Here is a 25830-nt window from a genome sequence, read left to right as displayed (position 1 = left end):
TATAGCTGATCCTTATTTATATATTATTATTCAGTTTTAGACTCTACTCTAATCCAAGATTCACAATAGCCTTTACCACTCTCTTTTTCATAATACATTTCTAAATCATAACCTTCTAATTTATTATAAGTTGATGTAGGTAGCCATTCAGTGTGTGCCCTCTTATTTAAATCTTGAAAAGCAGTACTAATATCATCAATATCATATTCCTCTGAAGTAAAAATCGCCCAAGTGGCTGATGGAATCTCTACTATTTTATAACCTGTGGTATCACTTTTATCACTATTTAAAGCACATATCATATATGGAAAAGTAGTACCACCAGTTTTCCTATAATCGCATATTGCATTTACTGGACATAACTCTCCTTGATTGTTTAAGTTACCTGTAGATTCAGCTAATTTGTCACATTCCCCATTACTTAATACTTCATCCCAAAAGTTGGGTATCTCTCTTAAATTCTCATCATAATTCGTGTCAAATATTCTTTCAATGCCATAAACTTGAAAAGCTTCTCTTGTTTCAATTCTATACTTCATTTCACTTACTCCTTTAATAGAAATTTGAAAGGATATACGTGAATATGCTTTTAGACTTATTCCCTTATTTCTTGCTGTTGTAGGAGTTATGCCATGCAAATTCTGAAATGCGCGGGCAAAAGCCTCTGGTGATTCATACCCATACTTTAGTGCAATATCGATAACCTTCATAGAGCTGTTTTGCAGTTCAAAAGCAGCCATAGTCATCCTTCTACGTCTAACATACTCTACCATTGAAATCTCAGTAATAAAAGAAAACATTCTTTGAAAGTGATGCACTGAATACCCAATTTCATTAGCTACTTTCTCATAATCAATTCTATTAGTTATATTACTTTCCATATACTCAATGGCTCTATTCATTTTATCTAAAAGTTCCATATCTATCCCTCCTTTAATAAAAGTATATCAAGTTATAAAGCATTAAACCTTGCAGTTCTTGTCCTCTTCTGCAAGATTATTTAACTTTAATTATATATTACACTAGAATATATTTCTATATTATTATTTCACTTATATAGATTAATTTATATACAAAAATAAAGGTATTAACTTAATATATAAAGTCAATACCCTTATTTTCACTGAAATATTTATATGTTAAGGATAAATATATTAGGGGTAAATTAGGGGCATATATTATCCTAGAAACATTTCTAAATCTTCATCCACAGTTCCTATGCCTGCTATTCCAAAATTCTCTACTAATACTTTTGCTACATTTGGTGATAAGAATCCTGGAAGTGTTGGTCCTAGATGAATATTTTTTACTCCTAAATAAAGTAATGCTAGAAGTACTATTACAGCTTTCTGTTCATACCAAGCTATGTTATAAGCTATAGGAAGTTCATTTACATCATTTAGTTCAAATATTTCTTTTAGTTTTAAAGCTATTACAGCTAATGAGTAAGAATCATTACACTGTCCTGCATCTAAAACCCTTGGAATTCCGCCTATATCGCCAAGATTTAATTTATTATAACGATATTTAGCACATCCTGCAGTTAATATTACTGTATCTTTTGGTAATTTTTCTGCAAACTCTGTATAATAATTTCTTGATTTCATTCTTCCATCACAACCAGCCATAACAAAGAACTTCTTAATAGCACCAGATTTAACAGCTTCTACTACCTTATCTGCTAAAGCAAATACTTGTGCATGAGCAAAACCACCTACTATTTTACCCTTTTCAATTTCTTTAGGTGATGGTAATTTTTTAGCATGTTCTATAATTTCACTAAAGTCTTTAGCTTTTCCATCTTTTCTATCTTTAATATATTTAAATCCTGGATATCCAGTAGCACCTGTAGTATAAACTCTATCTGCATAACTTTCCTTTGGTGGTACTATACAATTTGTTGTAAACAGTATTGGCCCATTAAAAGGTTCAAATTCTTCAGTTTGTTTCCACCAAGCATTACCATAGTTACCTACAAAATTAGAATATTTCTTAAAGAATGGATAATAGTGAGCTGGTAACATTTCACCATGAGTATAAACATCTACTCCTGTATCTTTTGTTTGTTCTAAAAGCTCTTCTAAATCCTTTAAATCATGTCCTGATATCAATATAGCAGGATTATTTCTAACTCCTATATTTACTTCAGTAATTTCTGGATTTCCATAAGCACCTGTATTGGCATCATCTAGCATTGCCATAGTATCCACACCAAATTTACCTGTTTCTAAAGTAAGGGCAACTAGTTCATCTGCACTTAATGTATTATCTAATGTAGCTACTAATGCCTTTACCATAAAATCATAAACTTCTTCATTTTCTTTTCCTAAATTTAATGCATGTTCAGCATATGCTGCCATACCTTTTACACCATAAATAATTAATTCTCTAAGAGAACGTACATCTTCATTTTCAGTAGCTAATATTCCAACTTCAATAGCCTTTGATTTTTCTAAAAGCTCTAAATCACCTTGTACTACAAAAGTAGCAGCATCATGTAATTCTCCTAAATTTATTCCTTTATCCAGTAATTCTTTCTTAACTTCTTCTCTAAGTTCTATAGCTTCCTTTATTTTTTCAACAAATGCAGAATCATCAAAATTAGCATTTGTAATAGTCATAAATAGTCCACTTACTATAAAATGATTAGCTTTAGGAAATCTTATACCTTTTTCTAATCCTTTTTGCTGAAAAATAGCAATTCCCTTTAGTGAATAAATCATTAAATCTTGTAAGTTAGCAACCTTCTCTGTCTTTCCACATACACCTCTTATTGTACAGCCTGTACCTTTTGCAGTTTCTTGACATTGATAACAAAACATACTCATTTAAAAACCTCCTTTTAAATTTTGTTTTAATTGGTTTTTTTAATCTATATTAATATAATATGTAATTTCACACTTAATTTCGGTATCTCAGGATACCATTGTTAGATATTTGTAAATTTTATGATTATTTATAGATTTATCAAAAGAGGCTTTCTCAAAATAGATTTTTCTATTTTGAGAAAGCCTCTCTTGAATAACTCGCTATCCTAGACATTCTCTTAAACCTTTTAGATCAATTATTCTAAAGGAGCTTCTGTGAAAATCTATAATTCCTTCTTCCTTCATATTTATTAATTCTCTTGAAAGGGAAGGTCTAGATACAAGTATATATTCAGCTAATTCATTTCTCTTTAAAGGTATATCAAAGGTAAGACTGTTATTAATACTATATTGCTGAATCAAGTATGTGCTAATTTTTTTTCTTATACTTTTTAATGAAAGAATTTCTACCTTTTCATTTAAACTAAGAGCTTTTTTAGCTACTATTTGTAACATATTCTGTATTAAATTTTTATGTCCTTCACAGGCTTTATTGCATACTCCTACAATCTTATCTGGGTGCAAAAATAGGATAGTACAATCAGTATATGCCTCTACAGTTGAAAGCCATCCATCCTTAGAAAAAGCATCTATCTCTCCAAATAAATCTCCTCTTTTTACTCTTGACATCATAACTCTATCCCCATCTAAAGTTTCCTTACTAACACTTACTTCACCCTCCAAAACTACTCCTATCCCAGTTAATTTGTCTTTTTCAATAGTTATTATATCTCTTTTTTTATAGGTTTTTATGCTAGACTTTAAACAGCTTAATACACTTTTAAGTTCTTCTTTTTCAATATCTTTAAATAATTCAATGGTCATTAACTGATTAATCCATTTTTCATCCATAAGACTTCACCATTCCTTACTTATCCTTTATTTCTTCATTTTGTAATATAATATCACATGGCACTATAAATTGCTGTAATAAGTGTTACAAACAAAGATTATTTCCTCATTTGCTTAACAATTTTAAAATATAAGTGTATTAGTTTACCTAAGAATATTTAACTTGTTAATAGCTAAATTAATCATTTTTTCATGGTCAAAAGCTAATAAGTCTGTATTTTCCATTGAAGGTTTTATATATACTTCTCTGCTTCTACCACTTCCTTTTTTAACACTCTTTTCTAATACTAAATATTCTATTTTTATTTTTCTTTCTTCATTATAAAAAATTAGTCTGTAGGTACCTTCTTCCTGACTAGAGTATAATAAGTTTTTTTCAACTCTAAACCAAGCCACCTCTGCTGCATCATCTCCAGCCTTAGGTTTTAATTTATCATAATCTACTAATGCAACATATGAAACACTTATAATCCTATCTCGTGGGTCTCTTCCTACGTCTCCAAAGGTATATAGTTGCTCTAGATAAACATCATCCACATTAGTTTCTTCTTTCAATTCCCTAAGAGCTGCCGCCTCTATATCTTCATCCATATTCACAAACCCTCCAGGAATTGCCCACTTACCTATACAAGGGTGATCTTTTCTCTTCACTAGCAATATTTGTAGTTGATTTTTTTCTTCATGCACCTTTTTCTCAGTAAATATTAAAGTATCCACCGTCACTTCAGGTTTCTTATATTTCTCAGGATTATACCTTTCTAAAAATTTTTCCAAGGTCTCACCTCTAGAATTTACTTTTTCTCTATGAATTGTCATAATTTACTTTTAGGCTCATTGCCTAAAAGTCACCACCTTTAATTGTTCAATTTCTTTTACATAACGATACTCTTTTAGCTCCTTACCAATATTAATTTCTCCTAGTATTTTTGCATCATCAATAGTAGCATAGCGTATATTATACATAAATATTCTCCTAACTATTTAAAATTTCTACTATTTAACTATGAAACTAGTTAAATAGGTAAATAGTTAAATAGTTGTTCTATTCATGCGGGTTTCAGGAATTTTGCTATATAAAAGCACCTGTACTAAAGATTCATTAATTTTGAAAATAAGCCTTATCTATAATTTTCTTCTTAAAATATGTCAAATATCATTTCCTTGAAATCCACATTTTCTATAATAAGATTTACAATTTCATTATTATTAACTTTAATTTCCTTTTTAAAATCAGAAGTCATCTTTATGGTTTTCCATAACGCCGTTGGCTGAAGTGAGCAGGGATTTTCTAAGTACTTTTCTCTTAAAACAACTTCAAAATTCAAATTAAAAACCTCCCAATGTAATTATCACTTTAAACCCACCTTTAAATCATAAATAAAAGCCTTAGCAAACTCTTGTTGCTCCCGATAGATCTTTTTTGCTTTTGGCAAATAACAAGTACCCTTACCAAGTATATTATCTTCTATATATTTAATCGTTTCTTCTAATGTTTGTCCTCTAACTGATCCTGTTATAAGTGATTTAACAATTAAATATGTTTTTCCACCTTCTATCATGTGTGCATCATGAAGAATTTTTCCTTCTATAGTGATAGCTTCCTCATCCTTTTGTGATTCTCTTGAAGCATTAATAATTTTCTTTATCATACTCTGAGACATATTCTGTGACTATAACCATTGAATTATATTTTTCTCACTATTATATATAAAGCCATGAAAGTATGCACCATATAATAAAATATCCATATCAACTTTATAATCAATGCTCTTCACTAATCTTTCAACATATTTTAGAACTCTTTCAATATGTGATAAGCCATGCATTATATCTTTATTTTTATAATAAGGAGCAACAAACTCTATTAACTTTTCTTTACTTATCATTTCATTCTGTATATTTTGCTCATCCACCATTAAGTACCTCTCTTTACCATAAAACATCTATTTAATTATATATCATAATAAAATATATTGTTATAATATTCTTTATTTTACATAAATTAATTTGCACATTCAACGCATTCAAGGCTATTATAATTTTTATATAACATAATTTAAAAAAGCATCCTATATTATTCTTTAAATAGTATAGGATACTTTTATTTTAAAAGATAATTACCTAATGTATTCTGTTACAAGATCCGTAAAGAGTATTCCATCTAAGTGATCAATCTCATGACAGAAACATTTTGCTAAGTCACCTGTACCGGTAAATGTAACCTCCTCACCATTTTCATCTAAGGCTTGCACTATAACCTTTGCTGGTCTTTTTAGTTTTCCCCAAGTATCTGGTATACTTAAGCAACCCTCTACCACATTTTGTTCCCCTTCTTTGTAGATTATCTTTGGATTAACTAATTTTATCAATCCTTGTCCCATATCCATTACAACTAATCTTTTTAATATTCCTATCTGTGGAGCAGCTAAGCCACCACCATTTTCTGTATTGTACATAGTATCTGCCATATCATTTAAGATTAATCTAATTCTATCATCTACCTTTTCAACCACTTTGCTTTTTTTCTTAATATCTCATCATTTGAAAGTCTAATTTTTCTTAATGCCATTTATTCTATACCTCTACTTTACTGTAATCTTGATTTTCTTCTAATATTTTAATAAATTTTTTCTCACTTAAGATATCATTTGTAATAAATTCTCCATTATAAAATAAACTATAGGTAGTAAATGGTGTTGGTGAATTTTGAGCTTCTTCTTTAGTTTCATATTTCTTAACCTGCATATTAATATTCATACTTTTAGCAATTTCCTCAACAAGAGGCACATACTTAGCTGTAAAAGGACATTGATTACTATAATAAAGTACAAATCCCATTTCATCTATTTTACCTTCCTTTGCACATGACTTAAATGAAGGTTTACTTTCTCCATCTTTAAAAGGTAAATATAACAGTTCATAATAAGGCTCTGCTCTATCTGCAATTAAGAACCCCTTATGAATCAGATATTTTTTATCTGCTAAATAGGATCTTTTTTTATCTGAAGATAGGATTACTAATCCCTTTTTTCCTTTGTTTTTACTATATATAATACATTCATTTAATAATTTATTCGAAATCCCTTGACCCTTATATTGACCAGATACCCAAAGACAATTAATGAACATGTACTCTTCTGCAATAATAGGACACCAAGCTTTCTCTGCAGGTATATACTCAATAAAAACTTTACCTCTTACATCACCTTTTTTGAATACCAATCCATCAGCGAACCTAGCCTTCATCCATGCTTTCTTCGATGACACTTGGCATTCACCTTTCTTATCAGCAATAGCACAGCAAATATGTTCCTTTTCAATATTTTCATTGTTTACAGTAATAATATTCAATGATTTATTCCCCTTCCCCAAAATAGTTAAATCTATTATCACTATTTAGTTTTCCAAATTTTATTTATAAAAGTTCCAACTTCCTTCCATGCCGCTTTACTTTCCGGAATTAAATCTCCTGCCATTTGAAACACATGAAACATACCTTCATAAACAGACAATTTAACTTTAACCTTTTCATTTCTTGCCTTCTCTGCCACGGTAAGAGTATCACTTAAAAGTACTTCATGGGTTCCCACTTGCATAAGCATTGGCGGAAATCCTGTAAAATCTCCATATACTGGTGATATATATGGGTTATGAGGATCATTATCTCCTAAATATGCTGAATCATATAGCATATTGTTTGTAGTCTTACCAAAAAGAGGATCAAGCTCATAATTTTCTATATAACTTGTACCACTATGAGTCAAATCATTCCAAGGTGACATAACTACAATTCCTGCCGGAAGGGAAATTTCATTATCCCTTAGGTAAAGACACAGTGCTAATGCTAATCCTCCTCCAGCAGAATCTCCTACTACCATGATTTTCTTTGATTCAAAATTTTTTTCTTCTATAAGCCACTGATAAGCAGCTATTGCATCTTCTAATGCTGCCGGAAATGGATTCTCTGGAGCTACTCTATAATCAATAGTTAAAACTTCTGTATTTTTACCTAGTTCTGAATAATTTACTGCAAATCTTCTATACACATTTTTCATGGGACCAATGTAGCCTCCACCATGAAGTTGCAGAATTACTTTTCCGTTAGATTTTTCTTCTGGCTTTAAGTATTCCATAACAAAATTATCTAACTCTATTTTTTCATATAAATATCCATTAGGACACTTCCAAGGTGGTTCTACAGGATGCTTTCTAAATTTTCCTGTTTGAATTGGTTCCCCCAAGGAAGTATCTGTAATATTATTAATTAATTCTCTAACTAAATTTCCACGAATACTAATCTTTTTCTCTTTCATCTTCTATCTCCTAGGTATTAAATCTGCGAATTAATTCATTTTTTACGCTTCTATCCCCAAAAACTATGGTACCAATTAAAATAAGAATTGAAATTCCACTAGTTAAAATAGCTAAAAACGGTCTATCTATTAATTTTACCCAAAATAGTATCAAAGGAATAAAGCTAAAAATAGTAATAGCAATTTGATACATAAAATAACTTTGCCAATTCATGGGATTAACTATCATAAGAAGCACAATTGCTAAATTAGCAAATAGTATCATTGCAGGGACTGCATAGTTCACAGACCATCCAATGTATCCTGTAACATTATCAATGACTACAACTAGTATTCCAGCTCCTATGGTTTGAACTAATATTTTAGAAGCCAAATTAGCATTATTCATAATGGAATAGGTAACTGTAACTCCAAAATATATAATTCCAACCACCGCAATTAAAGACCATATAACTCCTGAGTAGGTAATATAATTAATAAAACCTAAAACTACAGAAACTACAGTTAATATAAACAAAAAAATTCTTTTTATTTTGTTATATTTACCTATATCAAACTCAACATTAGGATACATTCTTGTGGATTCTTCATTCATTTCATCATACTCTAATACTCTCCTGCATAGAGGGCAAGTATGGGTTTCATCCAATATGTTTACTTGACATCTTCTACACCTTTTCATTTAATACACCATTACTTTCTATTGTTACACCAATTCCTTCTTTAGTTAAAGCTCTAAAGAAAGCTCTTTGCAAATATGTATCTCCTAACACTGAGGAAAAAGTCACTACCACTTTATCTTTATAAGAGCATACTCCACACTTCATTTTTTGTTTTTTAGATACACCTATAATAAAATGAAAGTTCTCTATGTACTCCTCAAATTCTGGGAGAACCTTTATATATCCTAAGTTAGATAGAGTCATAGTATTTCCCCTACTTATTCTTCCGTAAACTAACTGTAATGCAATATACTTAAGGACTAGTGGAGCAAATCTAACTAAAGTTTTTTTCTCGTTGGATACATTATAAGAAATAGTTTCTTCTAGCTTCTCTTTAGTTATATTTTCATCCATCTGCTTATTTACCATAAAAAGAATATCCTCAAAACTATGCTCTTTTCCATCAGATAAAAATTCTATGGCTGTTACAGCAAAGAAGTTCATAGTAGTTGTAGAATCAAAGAAAGATCTAAGATTAATAGGTAAATTAATTGATATAGGGTCTTCATGTTTTTGCTTATTTAAGTATTCCTCATAAATACACCATATCAATAACGCCAATAAGTATCTAGTTATACTTACTCCTTTTTCTTTACATTTTGATTTAAGTCCTGCTAGGTCAACATAACCATGAATAACACTTACTGTATCTAGATATAGTACTTCTCCCTTTAACTGATAAGCCTTTTTAGTACTATAAGGTTTCTTAGCTAACCTCTTATAATTTTTTAAATAACTATCCTCAGTATCAAGTATACATTCACTACTGGGTCTCCTTGTAACTTTTTTAGAGGAATCCTTGATTTTAAGTAGTTCTACATAGTGATAAGTAAGTTCCTTTAAAAAGTTAATAGCACCCATTCCATCTGTAATGGCATGAAAAACCTCTAAGTTAATTCTTTTTTCATAGTAAGATACACGAAATAAAAATTGCTGATTACTATGTGGGTCTATATACTTACATGGGTAAGTAGCTTCTTTTTCTACTATGGGCATTTTTTTATTAGTTTCAAAGTAATACCAAAAAAAACCTCTTCTAAGCCTTACGTTAAATCCATCAAACCATGGAAGTACCTCTTCTAATGCTTGCTGTAAAATTTCTGGTACTACATCTCCCTTCAAAGTGACAGACACTCTAAATACATTACTTAAGTTTTCATTAGCAATGACAGGAAATATTTTTGCTGTATTATCTAATCGTCTCCACTTTGTTTGATGACTTTTTTTATTCATTTATCTTCACTCTTTCTTAACTATTGTTAATATAATAATTCCTAATTACTAATTATTATATCAAATTTAATCTATACTTTCATTAGCTTGCATCTAGCTAATAACTTTTATAAACATTTTATATGAAATTAACATAAAATTTAATCTAAATATATAATTAAAATTCTAATCTGCCTTTGTATTCTAGCCATATTAGTGAAAAAATATTAAACGGTATAGAATAAAAATTCTATACCTTTTAATCAGCTTTTATACCTACAGCTCGTCCTATAGTTCCACCTAACTTTTCCCATACATAATTATGATCCTTATCTGCCTGAGAGAAATCTCCTTTTTCCCATCTATTTAAAATATCTAACAGTTTTTCTCTATCCTCATAATCTATCTTTTCTACAATACTTTTTAAATTTTGAATTTCTTCTTTTTCCATGGATAATTCTCCCCAAATTTTATTATTCTCTGCAATTATCTTAGTATTAGCCATTCTATGCATTATATCATAAACATCTGCTTCTGGATAATAATCTGCTGGCTTCAATTCCTTAGAATCTTCTTTTGATATCTCTTCATTAATTGATTTTATTTCCTGTTGATTTTCTTTAGCTGTTAACTTTCCTGACTTTCTATCCATTAGATAATTTACCCCAAATACAGCAGCTATTATTACAAGAATTACTATAATAAAAATGATAACTGACTTTTTTCTAAAAAAACCCTTCATCCACTTACCCCCTTTTATCTTATATGTAAATAATTGTATCAATAACTCCATATACTTTTCAATGATTTTATAAAAAAAGCCTTATTTCTAAGGCTTAACTACTCTTATAATACCATAATAAATTAACTTTCCATCCTCCAAACTACAGTCACTGTATCTTCTACATCTATATCATCAGGCTGCAAATCAATGTTTGGAGCTCCTCCTGTAGAAATTAGATTCTTATTCATACTATAAATATCCCTATATAATTGAATATCACTCCCACTATAATCTATACTTAGTACCTTTCCTAATCTTACCCCTGCAGCCTCTGCCATTACTTTAGCCTTTGATCTTGCATCCTCTACAGCCCTTTCCAAAAGTAAATTCTTAACTTCTGTATCATCTTTAACCCTATACCTTATAGAAAACTCAGGTGTTGCTTTGCAACCTGCAAGAGCATTAAGGACTCTAGTTAACATCATGGCATTTTGCTCAAATTCAATTCTTAAGTTATTGGTAACTTCATATCCTACAAAAACTCTCCTATAATTTCCATTTGCATCAGAAATATTTTCATACTTAGTGTCCACTCTAAAATTAGTAGTCTTTATATCTTTTTTATCAAAACCTGCACTCCTTAAGCATAACCTCAATTCATCCAAGTCTCTACTAGCAGCATTCATAGCTTCTTCATAGGTAGGTTTTAACGTAGTTAATATCATATTAATTTCTATTGTATCTGGTGGTATTGATGCTTTACCCTTTCCTTTCACACTTATAACTCTTTCTTCCATAATACCCCTCCTAATTTAATAAATTTGTATAGTATAAATTTATTAAATTAGGATTTAAATATTACTAATAGCTATTATAAAATAAATAACATGCCACAGAGAACTATTATCTGTAGCACGTTATTTAAACATTAGTATATTATACTTCCATAATTATTGGGAATATAGTTGGTCGTCTTTTAGTTTCATCATATAAGAATCTCTCTATGGATCTTTTTACATTAGTCTTTAATACATACCATTCTATCTGATTATTTGCTAAAGAATTTTCAATTTCTTCTCTTGCTATATCTCTAATTTTATTGATCATATCTTCTGCTTCCTTGGCATAAACAAAACCTCTAGTTATAATATCTGGTCCTGCTAATATACTATAACTTTCCTTCTCTATAGTTACAACTACAACAACCATACCATCTTGACCTAAATACCTTCTGTCTCTTAGTACTATGTTGCCTACATCACCTACTCCTATACCATCTACAAGTACCCTTCCAGTATGAACCCTACCAGATATTCTTGCTTCATCCTCAGAAAGCTGAAGTATATCTCCAGTATTCATTATAAATATATTCTTATCTTCCATACCTAAACTTTTAGCCAGATCTTTGTGATGTTTTAAATGCCTATATTCTCCATGAACAGGCATAAAATACTTTGGATGAGCTAATGAATGTATTAATTTTAACTCTTCTTGACAAGCATGCCCAGATACATGGATATCTTCTAAAGCTTCATAGATAACATCTGCGCCTTTTTTATAAAGTTCATTGATAACTTTAGATATAAGCTTATCATTCCCAGGTATAGGAGATGCTGATATAATAAAAAGATCATCAGGCTCTAATTGAATCTTTCTATGATTTGAAAATGCTATTCTCGCAAGGCCTGCCATAGGCTCTCCTTGGCTACCTGTAGTTATTATAGTTACTTCTTCATTTCTGTAATTTCTTATGTCATCTACATTTATCATAGTTCCTTCTGGAATATGTAAATAACCTAACTCCATAGCTACAGTAGATATATTTTCCATACTTCTACCACTAAAGGCAATTTTTCTTTTGTACTTAACTGAAGCATCAGCTATTTGTTGCATTCTATGTATATTGGAGGCAAAGGTTGCAACTATCACTCTTCCAGTAGCTGTAGAAAAAATTCTATTTAAGGTCTGTCCTATAGACTTTTCTGATAAACTATGACCTTGTCTTTCTACATTAGTACTATCTGCCATTAAAAGCAATACCCCTTCTTTTCCCAATTCAGATATTCTTTCTAAATCCATAACTAAACCATCTATAGGTGTATAATCAATTTTAAAATCTCCAGTATGGACTATGTTCCCAATAGGAGTGTGTATAGCTAAGGAACAAGAATCAGCTATGCTATGGGTATTTCTTATGAATTCAACTTTAATATCTTCAAATTCTATAGTTTCTCCAGCTTCCACAGTTTTAAGGGTATATTCATTTTCTAAAAAATGTTCCTTTAGTTTATTACCTAATATACCTAATGTTAATCTAGTTCCGTAAACCGGAATATTTAGTTGTTTTAAAATATAAGGTAATGAACCAATGTGATCTTCATGTCCATGAGTAAGAACAAAAGCTTTTACTCTTTCTTTATTATCCATTAAATAAGTTATATCAGGTATGATTAAGTCAACCCCATACATTTCTTCATCTGGAAATGCTATTCCACAATCTATAACTACAATGTCTTTATCATATTCAATGGCAGTAATATTTTTACCGATTTCACCTAATCCACCCAGAGGTATTACTTTAACACATTTTTTTCCTTCCATAAAATCCCTTCCTTTTACATTAATTAATATACATTTATTATGTGTTATAGTATGGATTTAAATACTTTTATTAATTTAATTATTTTTTATAGTAAACAAAGAGACTATCTCAACTTTGAGATAGCCCTTATACTTTTTTATAGATTTAAAATACTATGTTCATTTTTTCTTCTTTAACTCATTCTTATTCTTAACTTTCTTGTCACCCTTCTTATCCTTGCCAGCATTCTTAGCTGTCTTTTTATCTTCCTTACCCCTACCTCTAGACATATCTTCCTCCTAAATTAATAATTTATATAGTAAAATATATTAATCTTCATAGAGAAATATACTGAATTTACTACTACAAGAAATAAAAACTAGTAAAATTAAAGTTAATAAAAATATCCCTCATTGCAGCTTTATTATCTGCAATAAGGGACATTTTTTAATTTTATGGGAAAATGTATATTTGATTTTTAAAATTTATCTGTTATTATTTATAGAACTCTTGAGTTGCATAAACTCTATTACCAGCTTTATATACACCTACACCTATACTTTCAAAATTAGTTGATAGTATATTTTTTCTATGACCTTCTGAATTCATCCAGTTAGTCATAAATTGATTAGCTAATGCAGTTGGGTCAGATACTCCCCCTATATATGCTATATTTTCTCCCCAAGCTCTATATGAAACTCCATCAGCCTTCATTTTAGTTGTTATAAGATTTCCACTTAAGTCTTGGTGACTAAAATAATTTTTATCTCCCATATCTTGAGATTTAATTCTAGCATATTTTTCCATAGTTTTGTTATAAGTTAAAGGTGCTACTCCAGCTTTAGCTCTCTCTTCGTTTACTTTATTAAATATAGCTTGTTCAACTTGAGCCATAAACTTCTCATTAACAACTGGTGCCTCTGGTACTACTGGTGTTTCAGGCACAACAGGTGCTTCAGTAACAGGAGTTTTAGTTGACGTATCCTGTCCTGTTGATGGTTGTGTCGTTGGCTTGGTAGTTGGTTCTGTTGTTGGTTGTTCCACTACTGGTTCCTTTACTTGGTCTTTTGACGGTGCACTTGGTACAGTAGTACAATTATTTTGATTTATTATAATTTTTTTCATAGCTTCAAAGTCAGTTGTAAAGTTTCCACTCATAAATTTAGTATAATCTACATTGCCATATTGATTGTTACTTATAGTTCTATAACTCACAGTTTTCACTTGATTTTTAGTCTTTACAGCAGCTTCAGCTTGTACTCCGCCTACGAATGTACTTCCTACTAATAATAATGTTAATATTGATAATGTTCTCGATTTCATTTCCATTCCTCCTATATTTGGACTTAATAACTTGTCCACTTTTCTAGTAGTTAATGTACTTTTACGTCTAACCACCTTGTCCTATATTTATAACATATAAATTTAAAATTTATAATGGTTGATAATTTCTAATGAATGATACATTATCCTCCAAAGGTAACCATTATCCATAATGGATTTATTAACCAAACCAAAAATAAGAATATTACTGGATTTCAGGATTTTTGTAAAAATATCCATAGATAAAATTACTAAAAATAATTTTATAAGATTTATGAATATCTGAATGTTTTTCATTATAATTTTCCACATTTTTTAAATATCTTTGAAGAATTAATAATAAAAAGGCGGTATTTATACCGCCTTAATTATACTAAATCATTAATTATTATATTCATTAATCCCAATTGCCCACTGTTCATCAATAACTTGAAAACCCTTGTATACCTTTTTCTCTATATTATTTAAGTATTTATCTCTTATAAAATTATATATTTTCATATCTATATTGTACAATGGTGTTTCCCCTTTTTCATCTATAAGTATAAAAATCATACTATCTTTAATAATATCATAATCAAAATATATCTTCTTAGTACAAAAATCCAAATTAGTGTCTACTAAATTAGTAATATAATATAATTTATATATTTCCATAACTCTATCATCTAAATTACAGTCTAAAATTTTAATTTTTTCTATTAAATCATAGTTACTAGTTACAATTCTAAGTTTATAATCATTACCAAATTGAGGCAAGATTTCATCTGATAATGCTTCTAGCTCTTTAGCTAATTCATCGTTATCTCTACTATAATTTGTTATTAAATATATCATCTCTCTTTTATTCATATCATGATACAAACAATCATATTCAAAGGTTGATACCTGTCCACATATAGGACATTTAAATTTAAAAAAGTCATTATCTAATACTTTCTCTTTTATTCCTTCATCTATAGTTACATTAATACTATTCCATAACTTAATGTTGCTTTTTATCAAACAATTTGGACAGGTTACTTCCACATTCCTCTTTAAAGCCATAAGTATCCCCCTCTTTTTATTAATAGCCTTAGAAAAAGTTTTATATCTATATTGTATATTTTATCACATTACGTTGTAAATGTAACTGCATTATTTTCTAAATATTATAACTTTTATCTCCAATTTTATTCTTTTTCTATAAATACAACAGAAAAAGCTACATCTTATATAGACATAGCTTTCAACTCCACTTGAACTGGTAGTCTTGGATTAAATATTCTTCATCTCCTTAATCCAATTTACTAACATTAACTCCATTTCTGCATCCCCTTTAACTGGATACTTCTCAGATAACTTTATGGCCTCCTCATAATAACCTAATGCTTTTTCATTATTATTATTATAGAAAGTTTCATAAGCCATCATTATTCTCTTTTTTCCTATCATAAATTTAGAAGCTTTTATATATTTTTTAAGATTTTTATCATATATGCTATCAATAAACTCCTTATTGCAATCACCTATGAGTTCTAAAAATATTTTTTCGCAATTTATTTCATTTCTATACAATGGGATTATCTTATTAATCCATGGTGTAAAATCTTCAATACACCTTCTTGCCCTTGTAAAATCCATATTATCCAAATACCAATTGTACTCCATAAGTTTAAGTGAAGAATTAAGTGGATTCACTAAGTTACTTCCTTCATTCAACTTAAATTTTTCCAATTCCATATCTTTAATTCGCATTCCTTGTGATTGTAGTCCATTAACCCTAAGTTGTAAATAAAACCCTCTTCTTGCATCTACATCTTTCAACATAGATATAACATTATACCCATCATTAGAAATTCCTCCAACCTTTAATGGAATTATGTTAGTAAGGGCTGCAAATATACCTGCTCCACTAATTAATATTAGTATTGTTGAAATCAAAACAGGAATTCCTTCTATTAAAACAACTAGTAATATACCCACTCCTGCTACTATTAAATTCATTATTCCTCCGCCATAGTTATACATTATGAAGGGATATCTTCCATCCTTTATTTCTGGAGGCATCATAAGACACTGCCCTGCTGTGCCTGGTATACCAAACTTTTTATAACTCATTTTATCTTTGTCTTTAATTATAGTTAAAGATCCTATCCTAAAGGATACAAAAGAATATCCTGTCATAAATCCAAATAAAAGATGTCCTGCTTCATGAATAATAATATGAACTATATACCCTAAGAAAAATATTAGTATAAGTCCATAGTATTTAAGTAATTCCAAAAGAAAATTATCACTTTTGATATAGGTATCCATAAAACTTTTAAAATAACTTGCAGATAAAAACCCTATACCAGCTCCAATAGCTCCACAAACTACTAAAAACATAAGCCCAGATAAAAAGTTGTTTTTCTTTTTATTTCCATTTTTAGTTATTTCTTTTTTTTCATTAATCATTAAAAACCTCCGTTTTATTAACATTTAATATGAATATAAGTTTGTATTCATATTAAATTATATATTATCTTGTCTACATATACTATGATTTATATAGATAATATATAGTACATATGTTTCTTTTAAAGTATATTATGTACTTTTAGTAAATAGCTCTCTTAAAATTTAAAAATATAATTTATAGATAATTTAGGCATAATTCTTTATTATTTTTATATAATATATTAGATGTGTATGTGGAGGTTATTTATGGCTAAAAAAACTAAACTCCTACTACTCCTATGTATATTAATTACTATTGTGCTACTCAACAAATGTTCAACTACTGATGGCAACTACAAAACTAGTAAAGCTAAGGAACACTCTTCAGATAGTTCTATAGAAATGACCTACAAAAGCTTTAAGGGTTATAAATATAAAATTCTTAAGTTAGACATGGATGACCAGTTAACTCTTAATATAAAGGTTGAAAATGAAAGTGGAAACTTGGCTATATTGCTAATTGATGAGGATGATCACACATTATATAAAACTGAAAACATAGATAATTCTTTAATTCAAACTATAGTCATACCTCATGATGGGAAATATAAAATACAAGTTGAAGGAGATCATAGCGGGAGTTTTAAAATAAGTTGGGATGTAGATTAAACTTCACATTCCGACTTTTTTTTCTTTAACTTAAACTATGCTACAACAATATAATATTTAAGAGGTGTTCTCTTAAGATATTTTATTGAAATTAGAATTGTAAATTTTGCTGCTCTAATGAAAATACCTTAATCTATATCCATTCATAGCAGTATCACCTAGCTTTTCTACTAACTTATAATTAGCTACAGCTCCTACTGCTCCTCCTATAACTGGTACAAGCTGAAAAAACTTAGCTAAATCTATATAATCCCTATACTCCTGTTGAAAGATCCTCCAATCAAAGTTTTCTTTATCCAAAGGCAACTTATCTGAATAGGATTTCCAATTATTTAATATGTGAAATACTTCTATTCTTCTTTTATCACTACAGAAAGCAATTTGAAATATGTAAAGAAGATGTAATCTTTCTCTATAATCTTTTGTGTCATAACCGTATATACTAGCAATCTCATATAACAGCTTAATTTTTATACTTAGCAAAATAGGAAAATCAGCTAGCCCTATAAAAAAACCACCAAATCCTGTGCTAGCTCCACTTACTGTTGCTACCTTTCTATATAATTGAATCTTTTCCTTTACTAACATTTCTCTTTCTATTATTGACATATATGTTATAGGTTCCAATGTAGTATATTCAGACCCTAAAATAACTACTTTAACCATATTTTTTATAACTTCTGTAACCATAACATGAAATTTTTCTGGAATAAATCCGTTCATTTTATCTTGTATATTTTTAGAAAGCTTATTTCCAATAGTAGGTTTCCTCATCATTTCTCTTTTCCACTCTATTAGCTCTCCATATATTATATCTTCGTACATATCCATCTCATCACCTTATTTCTTAAATATATACTTTATTTTATCACACTTCATATATTTTTAACCAATTGTAAAAGAGCAGATTACTCTGCTCTTATTTACGATTTCTTTGATTAGCACAACAATCTACTATGCTATCTACTAAGTTCTGAGACATACATAAAATTGTACACATTAACTGACGATTTGAGCACATCATGTAATTTAGCATTTGACTATTAATACATCTATAGTATTGAGAGTTTGTATATACATTTTGACAATAAAGAAGTATTAATATTAATATTAGTAGTCTATCTTCCTTTCTTTGACATCTAACTTCCTTCGCATCAACAACTCCACCTACTCCACCGTCAGTGGAATCACAATCACAATCACAATCGCACTCATAATTGCAATCATATTTACAATCATCGTTGCAATTGTCATTGCAATCACATTTATCCTTACAATTATAGTTATCTTTACAATTGTTCATTTAATAACTCCATAATTCTTGCTATATTTTATGTTATGTATGATGCTTCAAATAAGTCACACTATATTACAAAAAATAAATTTTATTTTGTTGACCTCGAACAAATGTTCTGTTATAATTCTTATATGGATTATCTATTTTATTGTAGAAGGTGAGTTTAAATGGAGATTAGTAAAAAGCTTAGGATATTAAGTGGGGCAGCAAAATATGATGTATCATGCTCCTCATCAGGTTCTAATCGTCGAGGAATCAAAGGTGCTTTAGGTTCTTCTGCTCCTAGTGGTATATGTCACTCCTTTACTCCAGATGGAAGATGTATATCTCTTTTAAAAATTTTATTAACTAATTACTGCATATACGATTGTGCCTATTGTATTAATAGGCGGACTAATGATGTAGAAAGAGCTGCCTTTACCGTAGATGAAGTGATAAACTTAACTATGAACTTTTATAGAAGAAACTATATTGAAGGATTATTTTTAAGCTCAGCAGTAATTAAAAATCCTAATTACACTATGGAACTATTAACATCAGTTGTAAAAAGGCTAAGAAATCATTTTAACTTTCGTGGATATATTCATCTTAAAGCTATTCCAGGAGCTGATGAAGATCTAATAAAAGAAGCTGGCCAATATGTAGATAGAATGAGTGTTAATATTGAACTTCCATCTAATAATTCCCTAAAACTTCTAGCCCCTGAAAAAAATAAACAGGATATATTTACCCCTATGAAATCCATAAAAAATAACATAATTATAAGTAATGGAGAGAGAAAGCTGTCTAAAAAAGCTCCTTTATTTGTACCTGGTGGACAAAGCACTCAATTAATCGTAGGTGCAACTAAAGAAGATGATTTAGATATTTTAAATCTTACAGAAAATCTATATAACAACTTCTTACTAAAAAGGGTCTATTATTCAGCCTACATTCCAGTGAATAATGGTAAAAATTTACCCAATTTCAAAACCCCACCTACCCTTAGAGAGCATAGACTTTATCAAGGAGATTGGTTACTACGGGTATATGGTTTTAAAGCTGAAGAACTTCTTAATAAACAAAATCCAAATTTTGATATAAATTTTGATCCTAAAACTAATTGGGCTCTAAATAATCTTCATATCTTTCCTTTAGAAATTAATACAGCTTCCTATGAACTATTAATTCGAATACCTGGTATAGGTATTCGAGGCGCTAAAAAGATAATTAGTGCTCGAAGAATTGGTTTTCTCACCTTTCAGGATTTAAAAAAATTAGGAGTTGTTTTAAAACGAGCTCAATACTTTATAATATGTAAGGGTAAGTATTACGGTTCTGTGGATTTAGATGAAGAAAAAGTAAGATCTGTGCTAAAACCTAAAATTGACTTAAACTATATTGAAAATGAAAGGTATGAACAATTAAGCTTTCTTGGCTTTAACTATAATAACAGTTCTATACCAATTTTAGGTAATGAATATAATAAACTTATATTATCCTCATCCTCCCAAGATGATATAAACTCCTTAGATAAAACTTTACTTCTAGAGGATAGAGGTTCCTATATAACTGGAGAACTATAAATATAATAAAGTTATAGGTGGTGTTACAACATGAAAGAATTTTTATACGATGGTTCCTTTGAGGGACTTTTAACTACAATTTTCTATGCCTATAGTTATAAAGAGGAAGTGAAAATTACCAAGTCTTCCTCATATGTTCCTAGCTTAATTACAACAACAGAAGAAATAACTACTGAAGAAGACAAATTTAATAGAGTATATTCTAGTATAAAAGATAACCTTAGCTACTTAACACTTAAAAATATATACTATTTATATTTAAGTGCTCTCCCCTCTTCTGAGGATTTAATATTTAAATACATTAAACTTTGTTACAAATTTGGAGATAGCATTAATTTAGCTAAAAATAATGACATTATCTTAACTGTAGATAAATATTGCAGAAGAGTCTCTTTAGAAGCTCATAGATTTACTGGATTTGTTAGATTTAAAGAAATAGCTCCCTTTACCTTTTACTCAGTTATAGAGCCTGATCATAATATTCTTCCCCTTATTCAGACTCATTTTATAGAAAGATTTTCTGACCAAAATTTTATAATTCATGATATAAAGAGAGAGCTTGCTTTAATATATAATAAAAAAGACGGTATTATCTCATCTTTTTCTAAAGCTAATGGTGAATATCTAGAAACTTCCTCTCTTAATGATAATTTTGAAAGCCTTTGGAAAGAATTCTACAATGCTATAAATATAAAGGAACGAGAAAATCTTAAATTAACACGTAGAAGTATGCCCACCAGATATTGGAATCACCTACCTGAAGTAAAATAAGGTCATATACAAAGTTTATTCTTTGTATATGACCTTATTTCCATGCAATAGAAACTCTACCTTCCATTACTTTATTTTTTCTAGAAATTTGTACTCTCCTTGAGCATGTACTTGTTCAAGTAAATTATTATATAAGTCTTTTAATTCTTCAGGAGTAGTCATACCTATTTTATCTATTTCATTGGTATGCTCCTTAAAATATAACTTTGTGCTTATATATTTACCATGAATACTGTCTAATACATAAAGTATATTTTTATCATCTAATTCTATTTTCATATTGTCACCCAGTATAGATAAATTTATATAAATTTTCTATACCATTTCCTTTCTATAAATTACTAATTAAAATCTACTTCTATTTAAGTTTATACTGTAATCTAATAATAATGTATATTCTATATAAATACTATTTTTCCTTCAATTTAATTTAAAGTATTCACACTTATAGTATTTTATTCTTTCACCCAATATTTTTTACAATCATTAGATCTGCTTAAAAATCCATATTCAATTAATGCTCTTCTTACAGTGGCATAGTCTTCATATATCCTAGCCAATATTCTATTTATTTCTTTCTCTGGATAAGTTTTTCCTATAGTAAAATTTCTTGTTATTTGCTCTAAAACTATAATCTTTTTCTTTTCCTTAGATGGATATCTTTTCAAACTACCATCTTCATTAATATAATTTTGTATAACTTGAAGCTTTTCTTCAGTAGTTATATTAAATCTATCATCTAAAGTAGTAGCAGTCTTATGAGCATCACAAATAATTCCCTCTTCTAATTTATTTATCTTCTTATTAGTACTTTCATTTAATAATTCCATCATTGCTAAATATAGCTTTGCCTGCTTTTCTTTTTCCCTTAACTTATATCGATGATTTCTTATAGTAGAAGTGGCAACTCCTAATCTACTGGCTATTTCTTTATCTGATATACCTTCTGCAAAAAGCTTTAATACTTCCCTCTGTGCATCTGTAACCCCAGTAAAAATTCCATTCATATTTAGTAGATATTCCAACATGGAATTATGAGCATTCTGAATATGAAGCTCTGCTGCTTTCCATGATTCATAAAATTCTTCATCTATTCTATATACTTTTCCATTTTGGAATGTTTTACTACAAATTAAACATTTAATAATATCTCCTTCTTGAATATATCCCTTTTTAAGCTCTTCCATGGTTGAATTCCAGAATATTTCATTAGATTTTACTTCTAAAACTCCACTGTTTTTAATATCTTTATTTTCTGTATCAACACTCTTTATATTACTTTTTTTTATATCTATTTTATTATTCATGGGTTTCCTCACTATTTCTCCAATATTCTGATCCATCCTTTTTTCTACATAAAAATTTATAATCTATTAAACTTCTACGCAGCAAAAAATAATCTTCAAAAGTATGCCATTTTTTAATAATATCATTAACTTCCTTCTCATTATATAAACAGTCATACTTAAACTTAGTAGCTAAATATTTCAGAATCTCAATTTTTACTTCTTTCTTCTTTGGCCATATTTTTATTCTACCTTCATCATCAATAAATCTATCCATCTTTTCCACTATAATACCTCCCTTAATCAAATATTATTCAATTATTCTATAATATAATAATATGATATATTCAAGTTTTTGTCTATGTATTTATAGATATATTATAATTTTGTTTGTACTTATACTTTTGTCTTATAGATTAAACAAACTATTATTAGGATTTATTGAAAAATAAACAGGCAGTTATACTAACTACCTGTTTATATAATACTTTATAAATATAGACCTTATTCTACTACTATGTCTTAATTTAATTTTGAATAATTTTTCCCTTTTCTCTAAACTCTCTAAAAGTAATAATCTCATCAATAAGTAAAATTATTAGTAAAATCGTAGAACAAATTGGCCATATTGGATAAATTATTTCATATGCTTGGTTTATCACTACCTGTAAATACTTTACTCCAATAAAGCTTAATAAAGTCCAAGCTATAGAAAACTCTAAACATATAATTCCCTTAAAATTATACTTAAGATCAGTATAGTCCCAGTAATTTTTGTTAAAATGATTTCTCATTATTATTCCAGTTAAATATTCCACAGTAGTTGGAATTATAAAACATAATGGTATTAAATAATAAACATTAATTGTAAAAGTAGATTCTATTACTACTAAAATGCTCATAGCTATGGCATACATAGGTTTAAATGGTCCACTTAGAAAGCCATCCTTTTGAAAGTGACCTCTAATACAATAGCAAAACAAATTCTCAATTATCCACCCTACAAATCCATAGAAAAAGAAATTAAATGTAAAACATAATAAAAAACTTACAATATCCATAAATACTCCTCCTTCGGTAGTATTTTTACCTACATTTATGAATTTATTCTAAGTTTTTCTACATTATTATTAAAATTTTTCTTAATAATCTTTCATTTAAAATACATACTATTAGTTAACACTGATAATATATTTTAAATATAAATATAAGGGAGGTTCTTAAGAACCTCTCTTGTTTTTAATATTACTATACATAAATCTATTTTTTAAATATATCTAATAAACTTTTAAAGAAACCTTTTTCCTCTTTAACTTCTTCTTTTACTACTCCCTTCTCTTTATCTCCCTTATTATCTGCCTCTGCTTTAACTTCCTCTGTTCTCATTACAAATTTAACTTTTCCATTCATAGAATTATTCATACCAGAAAAAGCACCATATTCCTTAGAAAGTTTTACAAGCTCATCCTTAGCTTCAACTACCCCTTGTATATCCTTTATAGCAGTATTACCTTTTTCATTTAACTTATCTAAGCCTTCTTCTTTTAATTTAACAACACCCTTATAAAGTTCTGTGTTTCCTTCTTTTAATTGATTTATACCTTTTAATAATTTCCCTGAATTATCATATAGTTCATTACTTCCATTTAATAATAATGAACCTCCATCTCTTAACTTATTAGTACCATTTACTAAAGAACCAATTCCTTGAGATAGTGCTGTACTTCCATTATACAACTCTGCTGAAGCTCCATTAAGTTTTGCTGAACTTTCCTTTAAAGTGTTAGTACCTTGTAATAAAAGTTGCCCTTTATTTTTAAACTCATTTGACCCCTTAGATAATCCATTTAATCCTTCTTCAAGGTCACCTGCACCAATAGAAGCACCTTTCATTCCTTGTTGTAGTTTTCCTATGCCATCCTTTTGTCCCTGAGATACAGCTTTAATTCCACCACTTGCCTTTGCAATATTATTTGCTAATTCAGGATTAACCTTTGCAACTGAAGCACTCATTGCATCTAATTGAGCTGCTATTGTATCTAAATTTGCTGTAGAATTATTTAGATTAGTTAAACCTTCATTACCTGCAGCTAATCCTTCTTTTAGCTTTGTTGAACCAGTTAAACATGAATTTATCCCTTTATCTATGGAATTATAGGCTGTAAATAATTTAGAAGCGTTGTCTTCATAAGTTTCTATTCCTTTAGAAAATTGTCCTTGAGCATCTTTTAATTGTGAAAGTCCATTTTGTAGCTTATCAGCTCCAGCTTTTAAAGTAGGAGTATTATTAGATAAGCTGTCTATTCCATTACTTAAATCAGCAACTCCATTTTTTAAAGTTCCTACTCCATCATTAAATTTAGCATAGTTGGAACTTAACTGCCCTTGACCATCTACTAGCTTTTTAGAACCTTCTAACAATTCATCCCCACCATTTTGAAGTTGAACAAGGGAATCTTTCAAACTATCTAAACTATCATCATCACTAATATTTTCTAAATCTAGTGCTTCTGTAGTTGCAACCATCATAATAGCTGGTACACTAAAGTTTGTAGTTGTTCCTTCTATTACTAAAGTATCTTTAATATCTAATATACTTCCTAAATTTAAAGACTCTTTTAATCCTGGTGCAGAAACAAAGGTAATTGATGAATTATTTCCATCTTGAATAAGTTTACCATTATCCACCTTTACGTCCTTAAATTTATCATTAGATAACATAATTTCTGAAACTGTGACAAAAGGAACATACAAAGTTCTATTTTCTCCATTGATTTTAACTGTTCGTGATTCATTATTTTTTACTGTTAAAGTTATTTTAAAATTACCTGATTGTCCTAAAGCTTCCTTAGGCTCTACTTTTTTTCCATTAATCTCATAGTTTAGACTAACTGATAAAGGTAATTCTCTCTTACTTTCTCCTTCATAATAAAGATCTTTTCCATCTACCTTCCAAGTTAGTTCCTCTCCACTTATAGTTGGAGTTTCTTCACCCTTAACATTTTTTATATTATCTAAATTACACTTGTCCTTAAATTCTCCTAGATTTTCTTCACCATTTATCCAAGTGGATACTATCTTTTGTTCTGGTTTTCCATTACTATCTAAAATTACATATACTGTTTCATCCTTATTTATTTCTTGTGCCATTGCCACTGTAGAAGTCATCATAGCTGCTACTGTAGCTAACACTATAACTCTCTTAGATAATGCTTTTCTTTTCATTT

Annotated in this window: 28 protein-coding genes and 1 pseudogene; 3 read left to right on the top strand and 26 right to left on the bottom strand. The window is 29.0% G+C overall.

The genetic code is table 11. The features are described 5' to 3' along the window. Positions 1-26: 26 nt before the first annotated feature. The 19 genes and pseudogenes from B3Z56_RS10950 to B3Z56_RS10860 all read right to left on the bottom strand — a co-directional run bounded on the left by B3Z56_RS10950 (position 27) and on the right by B3Z56_RS10860 (position 17033). On the bottom strand, positions 27-920 hold the full coding sequence (locus tag B3Z56_RS10950) for an AraC family transcriptional regulator (protein WP_346878774.1): 894 nt from the start codon (positions 918-920) through the stop codon (positions 27-29). 258 nt (positions 921-1178) lie between these two features. Continuing rightward, positions 1179-2828, bottom strand: a complete 1650-nt coding sequence (gene hcp, locus B3Z56_RS10945; protein WP_346878773.1) for a hydroxylamine reductase — start codon at positions 2826-2828, stop codon at positions 1179-1181. Positions 2829-3029: 201 nt separating this feature from the next. Further along, the gene (locus B3Z56_RS10940) at positions 3030-3719 is read right to left on the bottom strand and encodes a Crp/Fnr family transcriptional regulator (RefSeq protein ID WP_346848015.1); all 690 of its coding nucleotides are present in this window, start codon (positions 3717-3719) and stop codon (positions 3030-3032) included. 144 nt (positions 3720-3863) lie between these two features. Next, entirely contained in the window at positions 3864-4535 is a 672-nt protein-coding gene (locus tag B3Z56_RS10935) for an NUDIX hydrolase (RefSeq protein WP_346878772.1), read from the bottom strand. 15 nt (positions 4536-4550) lie between these two features. Next, on the bottom strand, positions 4551-4682 hold the full coding sequence (locus B3Z56_RS10930; protein WP_346848013.1) for a hypothetical protein: 132 nt from the start codon (positions 4680-4682) through the stop codon (positions 4551-4553). 173 nt (positions 4683-4855) lie between these two features. Next, a complete protein-coding gene (locus B3Z56_RS10925; RefSeq protein WP_346848012.1) occupies positions 4856-5044 on the bottom strand; it encodes a hypothetical protein in 189 nt (62 codons plus the stop codon). 24 nt (positions 5045-5068) lie between these two features. Next, positions 5069-5368 carry a hypothetical protein gene (locus B3Z56_RS10920; RefSeq protein WP_346878771.1) on the bottom strand — a complete coding sequence of 100 codons (300 nt, stop codon included), beginning with the start codon at positions 5366-5368 and terminating at the stop codon, positions 5069-5071. A 21-nt stretch (positions 5369-5389) separates the two neighbouring features. Next, on the bottom strand, positions 5390-5635 hold the full coding sequence (locus tag B3Z56_RS10915; RefSeq protein WP_346878770.1) for a hypothetical protein: 246 nt from the start codon (positions 5633-5635) through the stop codon (positions 5390-5392). A 201-nt stretch (positions 5636-5836) separates the two neighbouring features. Then, positions 5837-6288, bottom strand: a pseudogene (gene def / locus B3Z56_RS10910) (peptide deformylase). 5 nt (positions 6289-6293) lie between these two features. Next, positions 6294-7070: an N-acetyltransferase gene (locus tag B3Z56_RS10905; protein WP_346878769.1), complete on the bottom strand. Its 777-nt coding sequence runs from the start codon at positions 7068-7070 to the stop codon at positions 6294-6296. A 41-nt stretch (positions 7071-7111) separates the two neighbouring features. Beyond that, positions 7112-8032 (bottom strand): alpha/beta hydrolase, encoded by a 921-nt coding sequence (locus tag B3Z56_RS10900; RefSeq protein WP_346878768.1) that lies wholly within the window; start codon positions 8030-8032, stop codon positions 7112-7114. Between the two features lie 10 nt (positions 8033-8042). Further along, positions 8043-8714, bottom strand: a complete 672-nt coding sequence (locus B3Z56_RS10895) for a DUF6320 domain-containing protein (protein ID WP_035129438.1) — start codon at positions 8712-8714, stop codon at positions 8043-8045. Then, on the bottom strand, positions 8701-9987 hold the full coding sequence (locus B3Z56_RS10890) for a hypothetical protein (RefSeq protein ID WP_346878767.1): 1287 nt from the start codon (positions 9985-9987) through the stop codon (positions 8701-8703). The genes B3Z56_RS10895 and B3Z56_RS10890 overlap by 14 nt, the downstream gene beginning before the upstream one ends. A 238-nt stretch (positions 9988-10225) precedes the next feature. Continuing rightward, positions 10226-10708 carry a DUF6241 domain-containing protein gene (locus B3Z56_RS10885; protein ID WP_346848006.1) on the bottom strand — a complete coding sequence of 161 codons (483 nt, stop codon included), beginning with the start codon at positions 10706-10708 and terminating at the stop codon, positions 10226-10228. Between the two features lie 122 nt (positions 10709-10830). After that, on the bottom strand, positions 10831-11487 hold the full coding sequence (locus B3Z56_RS10880) for an SIMPL domain-containing protein (protein ID WP_346848005.1): 657 nt from the start codon (positions 11485-11487) through the stop codon (positions 10831-10833). A gap of 139 nt (positions 11488-11626) precedes the next feature. Further along, positions 11627-13291 (bottom strand): ribonuclease J, encoded by a 1665-nt coding sequence (locus tag B3Z56_RS10875; RefSeq protein ID WP_346878766.1) that lies wholly within the window; start codon positions 13289-13291, stop codon positions 11627-11629. Between the two features lie 475 nt (positions 13292-13766). Beyond that, positions 13767-14594, bottom strand: a complete 828-nt coding sequence (locus B3Z56_RS10870; protein ID WP_346878765.1) for a CAP domain-containing protein — start codon at positions 14592-14594, stop codon at positions 13767-13769. 381 nt (positions 14595-14975) lie between these two features. Further along, on the bottom strand, positions 14976-15641 hold the full coding sequence (locus B3Z56_RS10865) for a CpXC domain-containing protein (RefSeq protein WP_346878764.1): 666 nt from the start codon (positions 15639-15641) through the stop codon (positions 14976-14978). 210 nt (positions 15642-15851) lie between these two features. Further along, on the bottom strand, positions 15852-17033 hold the full coding sequence (locus B3Z56_RS10860) for a site-2 protease family protein (protein ID WP_346878763.1): 1182 nt from the start codon (positions 17031-17033) through the stop codon (positions 15852-15854). A 249-nt stretch (positions 17034-17282) separates the two neighbouring features. Here B3Z56_RS10860 and B3Z56_RS10855 point away from each other — a divergent pair, with 249 nt between their 5' ends. Next, positions 17283-17684, top strand: coding sequence for a hypothetical protein (locus B3Z56_RS10855; RefSeq protein ID WP_346848000.1), 402 nt, complete (start codon positions 17283-17285; stop codon positions 17682-17684). 114 nt (positions 17685-17798) lie between these two features. Here B3Z56_RS10855 and B3Z56_RS10850 read toward each other — a convergent pair whose 3' ends face one another. Next, positions 17799-18515 (bottom strand): EcsC family protein, encoded by a 717-nt coding sequence (locus tag B3Z56_RS10850; protein ID WP_346847999.1) that lies wholly within the window; start codon positions 18513-18515, stop codon positions 17799-17801. Between the two features lie 88 nt (positions 18516-18603). Continuing rightward, entirely contained in the window at positions 18604-18987 is a 384-nt protein-coding gene (locus tag B3Z56_RS10845) for a hypothetical protein (protein ID WP_346847998.1), read from the bottom strand. Between the two features lie 161 nt (positions 18988-19148). Between B3Z56_RS10845 and B3Z56_RS10840 the strand changes: the two genes are divergently transcribed. Both B3Z56_RS10840 and B3Z56_RS10835 read left to right on the top strand, forming a co-directional pair. Next, positions 19149-20546 carry a putative DNA modification/repair radical SAM protein gene (locus tag B3Z56_RS10840; RefSeq protein WP_346847997.1) on the top strand — a complete coding sequence of 466 codons (1398 nt, stop codon included), beginning with the start codon at positions 19149-19151 and terminating at the stop codon, positions 20544-20546. 30 nt (positions 20547-20576) lie between these two features. Then, positions 20577-21317: a TIGR03915 family putative DNA repair protein gene (locus B3Z56_RS10835; RefSeq protein ID WP_346847996.1), complete on the top strand. Its 741-nt coding sequence runs from the start codon at positions 20577-20579 to the stop codon at positions 21315-21317. Positions 21318-21383: 66 nt separating this feature from the next. Here B3Z56_RS10835 and B3Z56_RS10830 read toward each other — a convergent pair whose 3' ends face one another. The 5 genes from B3Z56_RS10830 to B3Z56_RS10810 all read right to left on the bottom strand — a co-directional run bounded on the left by B3Z56_RS10830 (position 21384) and on the right by B3Z56_RS10810 (position 25828). Next, positions 21384-21596 (bottom strand): hypothetical protein, encoded by a 213-nt coding sequence (locus tag B3Z56_RS10830; protein ID WP_150843745.1) that lies wholly within the window; start codon positions 21594-21596, stop codon positions 21384-21386. A gap of 176 nt (positions 21597-21772) precedes the next feature. Further along, the gene (locus tag B3Z56_RS10825; RefSeq protein WP_346878967.1) at positions 21773-22504 is read right to left on the bottom strand and encodes a DUF2087 domain-containing protein; all 732 of its coding nucleotides are present in this window, start codon (positions 22502-22504) and stop codon (positions 21773-21775) included. 112 nt (positions 22505-22616) lie between these two features. Beyond that, entirely contained in the window at positions 22617-22880 is a 264-nt protein-coding gene (locus B3Z56_RS10820; RefSeq protein ID WP_242844065.1) for a DUF2087 domain-containing protein, read from the bottom strand. Between the two features lie 250 nt (positions 22881-23130). Next, positions 23131-23664, bottom strand: a complete 534-nt coding sequence (locus B3Z56_RS10815; RefSeq protein ID WP_346878762.1) for a putative ABC transporter permease — start codon at positions 23662-23664, stop codon at positions 23131-23133. Between the two features lie 199 nt (positions 23665-23863). Further along, positions 23864-25828: a hypothetical protein gene (locus B3Z56_RS10810; protein ID WP_346878761.1), complete on the bottom strand. Its 1965-nt coding sequence runs from the start codon at positions 25826-25828 to the stop codon at positions 23864-23866. Between the last annotated feature and the right edge of the window lie 2 nt (positions 25829-25830).

The organism is Clostridium sp. UBA7791 (genome assembly GCF_002480755.1).
Lineage (GTDB): Bacteria > Bacillota > Clostridia > Clostridiales > Clostridiaceae > Clostridium_J > Clostridium_J sulfidigenes.
Note: the sequence above shows the minus strand (reverse complement) of the source record. Positions and strands in the feature narration are given on the sequence as shown.

What these genes read in the sequence shown, in the direction of transcription:
- B3Z56_RS10935 (WP_346878772.1), bottom strand. Translation starts at nt 4,535, where the DNA reads ATGACAATTCATAGAGAAAAAGTAAATTCTAGAGGTGAGACCTTGGAA.
- B3Z56_RS10850 (WP_346847999.1), bottom strand. Translation starts at nt 18,515, where the DNA reads ATGGATATGTACGAAGATATAATATATGGAGAGCTAATAGAGTGGAAA.
- B3Z56_RS10950 (WP_346878774.1), bottom strand. Translation starts at nt 920, where the DNA reads ATGGAACTTTTAGATAAAATGAATAGAGCCATTGAGTATATGGAAAGT.
- B3Z56_RS10940 (WP_346848015.1), bottom strand. Translation starts at nt 3,719, where the DNA reads ATGGATGAAAAATGGATTAATCAGTTAATGACCATTGAATTATTTAAA.
- B3Z56_RS10875 (WP_346878766.1), bottom strand. Translation starts at nt 13,291, where the DNA reads ATGGAAGGAAAAAAATGTGTTAAAGTAATACCTCTGGGTGGATTAGGT.
- B3Z56_RS10810 (WP_346878761.1), bottom strand. Translation starts at nt 25,828, where the DNA reads ATGAAAAGAAAAGCATTATCTAAGAGAGTTATAGTGTTAGCTACAGTA.
- B3Z56_RS10835 (WP_346847996.1), top strand. Translation starts at nt 20,577, where the DNA reads ATGAAAGAATTTTTATACGATGGTTCCTTTGAGGGACTTTTAACTACA.
- B3Z56_RS10920 (WP_346878771.1), bottom strand. Translation starts at nt 5,368, where the DNA reads ATGATAAAGAAAATTATTAATGCTTCAAGAGAATCACAAAAGGATGAG.
- B3Z56_RS10825 (WP_346878967.1), bottom strand. Translation starts at nt 22,504, where the DNA reads ATGGAAGAGCTTAAAAAGGGATATATTCAAGAAGGAGATATTATTAAA.
- B3Z56_RS10890 (WP_346878767.1), bottom strand. Translation starts at nt 9,987, where the DNA reads ATGAATAAAAAAAGTCATCAAACAAAGTGGAGACGATTAGATAATACA.
- B3Z56_RS10845 (WP_346847998.1), bottom strand. Translation starts at nt 18,987, where the DNA reads ATGAACAATTGTAAAGATAACTATAATTGTAAGGATAAATGTGATTGC.
- B3Z56_RS10900 (WP_346878768.1), bottom strand. Translation starts at nt 8,032, where the DNA reads ATGAAAGAGAAAAAGATTAGTATTCGTGGAAATTTAGTTAGAGAATTA.
- B3Z56_RS10860 (WP_346878763.1), bottom strand. Translation starts at nt 17,033, where the DNA reads ATGATTAATGAAAAAAAAGAAATAACTAAAAATGGAAATAAAAAGAAA.
- B3Z56_RS10820 (WP_242844065.1), bottom strand. Translation starts at nt 22,880, where the DNA reads ATGGATAGATTTATTGATGATGAAGGTAGAATAAAAATATGGCCAAAG.
- B3Z56_RS10870 (WP_346878765.1), bottom strand. Translation starts at nt 14,594, where the DNA reads ATGAAATCGAGAACATTATCAATATTAACATTATTATTAGTAGGAAGT.
- B3Z56_RS10930 (WP_346848013.1), bottom strand. Translation starts at nt 4,682, where the DNA reads ATGTATAATATACGCTATGCTACTATTGATGATGCAAAAATACTAGGA.
- B3Z56_RS10885 (WP_346848006.1), bottom strand. Translation starts at nt 10,708, where the DNA reads ATGAAGGGTTTTTTTAGAAAAAAGTCAGTTATCATTTTTATTATAGTA.
- B3Z56_RS10815 (WP_346878762.1), bottom strand. Translation starts at nt 23,664, where the DNA reads ATGGATATTGTAAGTTTTTTATTATGTTTTACATTTAATTTCTTTTTC.
- B3Z56_RS10895 (WP_035129438.1), bottom strand. Translation starts at nt 8,714, where the DNA reads ATGAAAAGGTGTAGAAGATGTCAAGTAAACATATTGGATGAAACCCAT.
- B3Z56_RS10880 (WP_346848005.1), bottom strand. Translation starts at nt 11,487, where the DNA reads ATGGAAGAAAGAGTTATAAGTGTGAAAGGAAAGGGTAAAGCATCAATA.
- B3Z56_RS10840 (WP_346847997.1), top strand. Translation starts at nt 19,149, where the DNA reads ATGGAGATTAGTAAAAAGCTTAGGATATTAAGTGGGGCAGCAAAATAT.
- B3Z56_RS10830 (WP_150843745.1), bottom strand. Translation starts at nt 21,596, where the DNA reads ATGAAAATAGAATTAGATGATAAAAATATACTTTATGTATTAGACAGT.
- B3Z56_RS10915 (WP_346878770.1), bottom strand. Translation starts at nt 5,635, where the DNA reads ATGGTGGATGAGCAAAATATACAGAATGAAATGATAAGTAAAGAAAAG.
- B3Z56_RS10855 (WP_346848000.1), top strand. Translation starts at nt 17,283, where the DNA reads ATGGCTAAAAAAACTAAACTCCTACTACTCCTATGTATATTAATTACT.
- hcp (WP_346878773.1), bottom strand. Translation starts at nt 2,828, where the DNA reads ATGAGTATGTTTTGTTATCAATGTCAAGAAACTGCAAAAGGTACAGGC.
- B3Z56_RS10865 (WP_346878764.1), bottom strand. Translation starts at nt 15,641, where the DNA reads ATGGCTTTAAAGAGGAATGTGGAAGTAACCTGTCCAAATTGTTTGATA.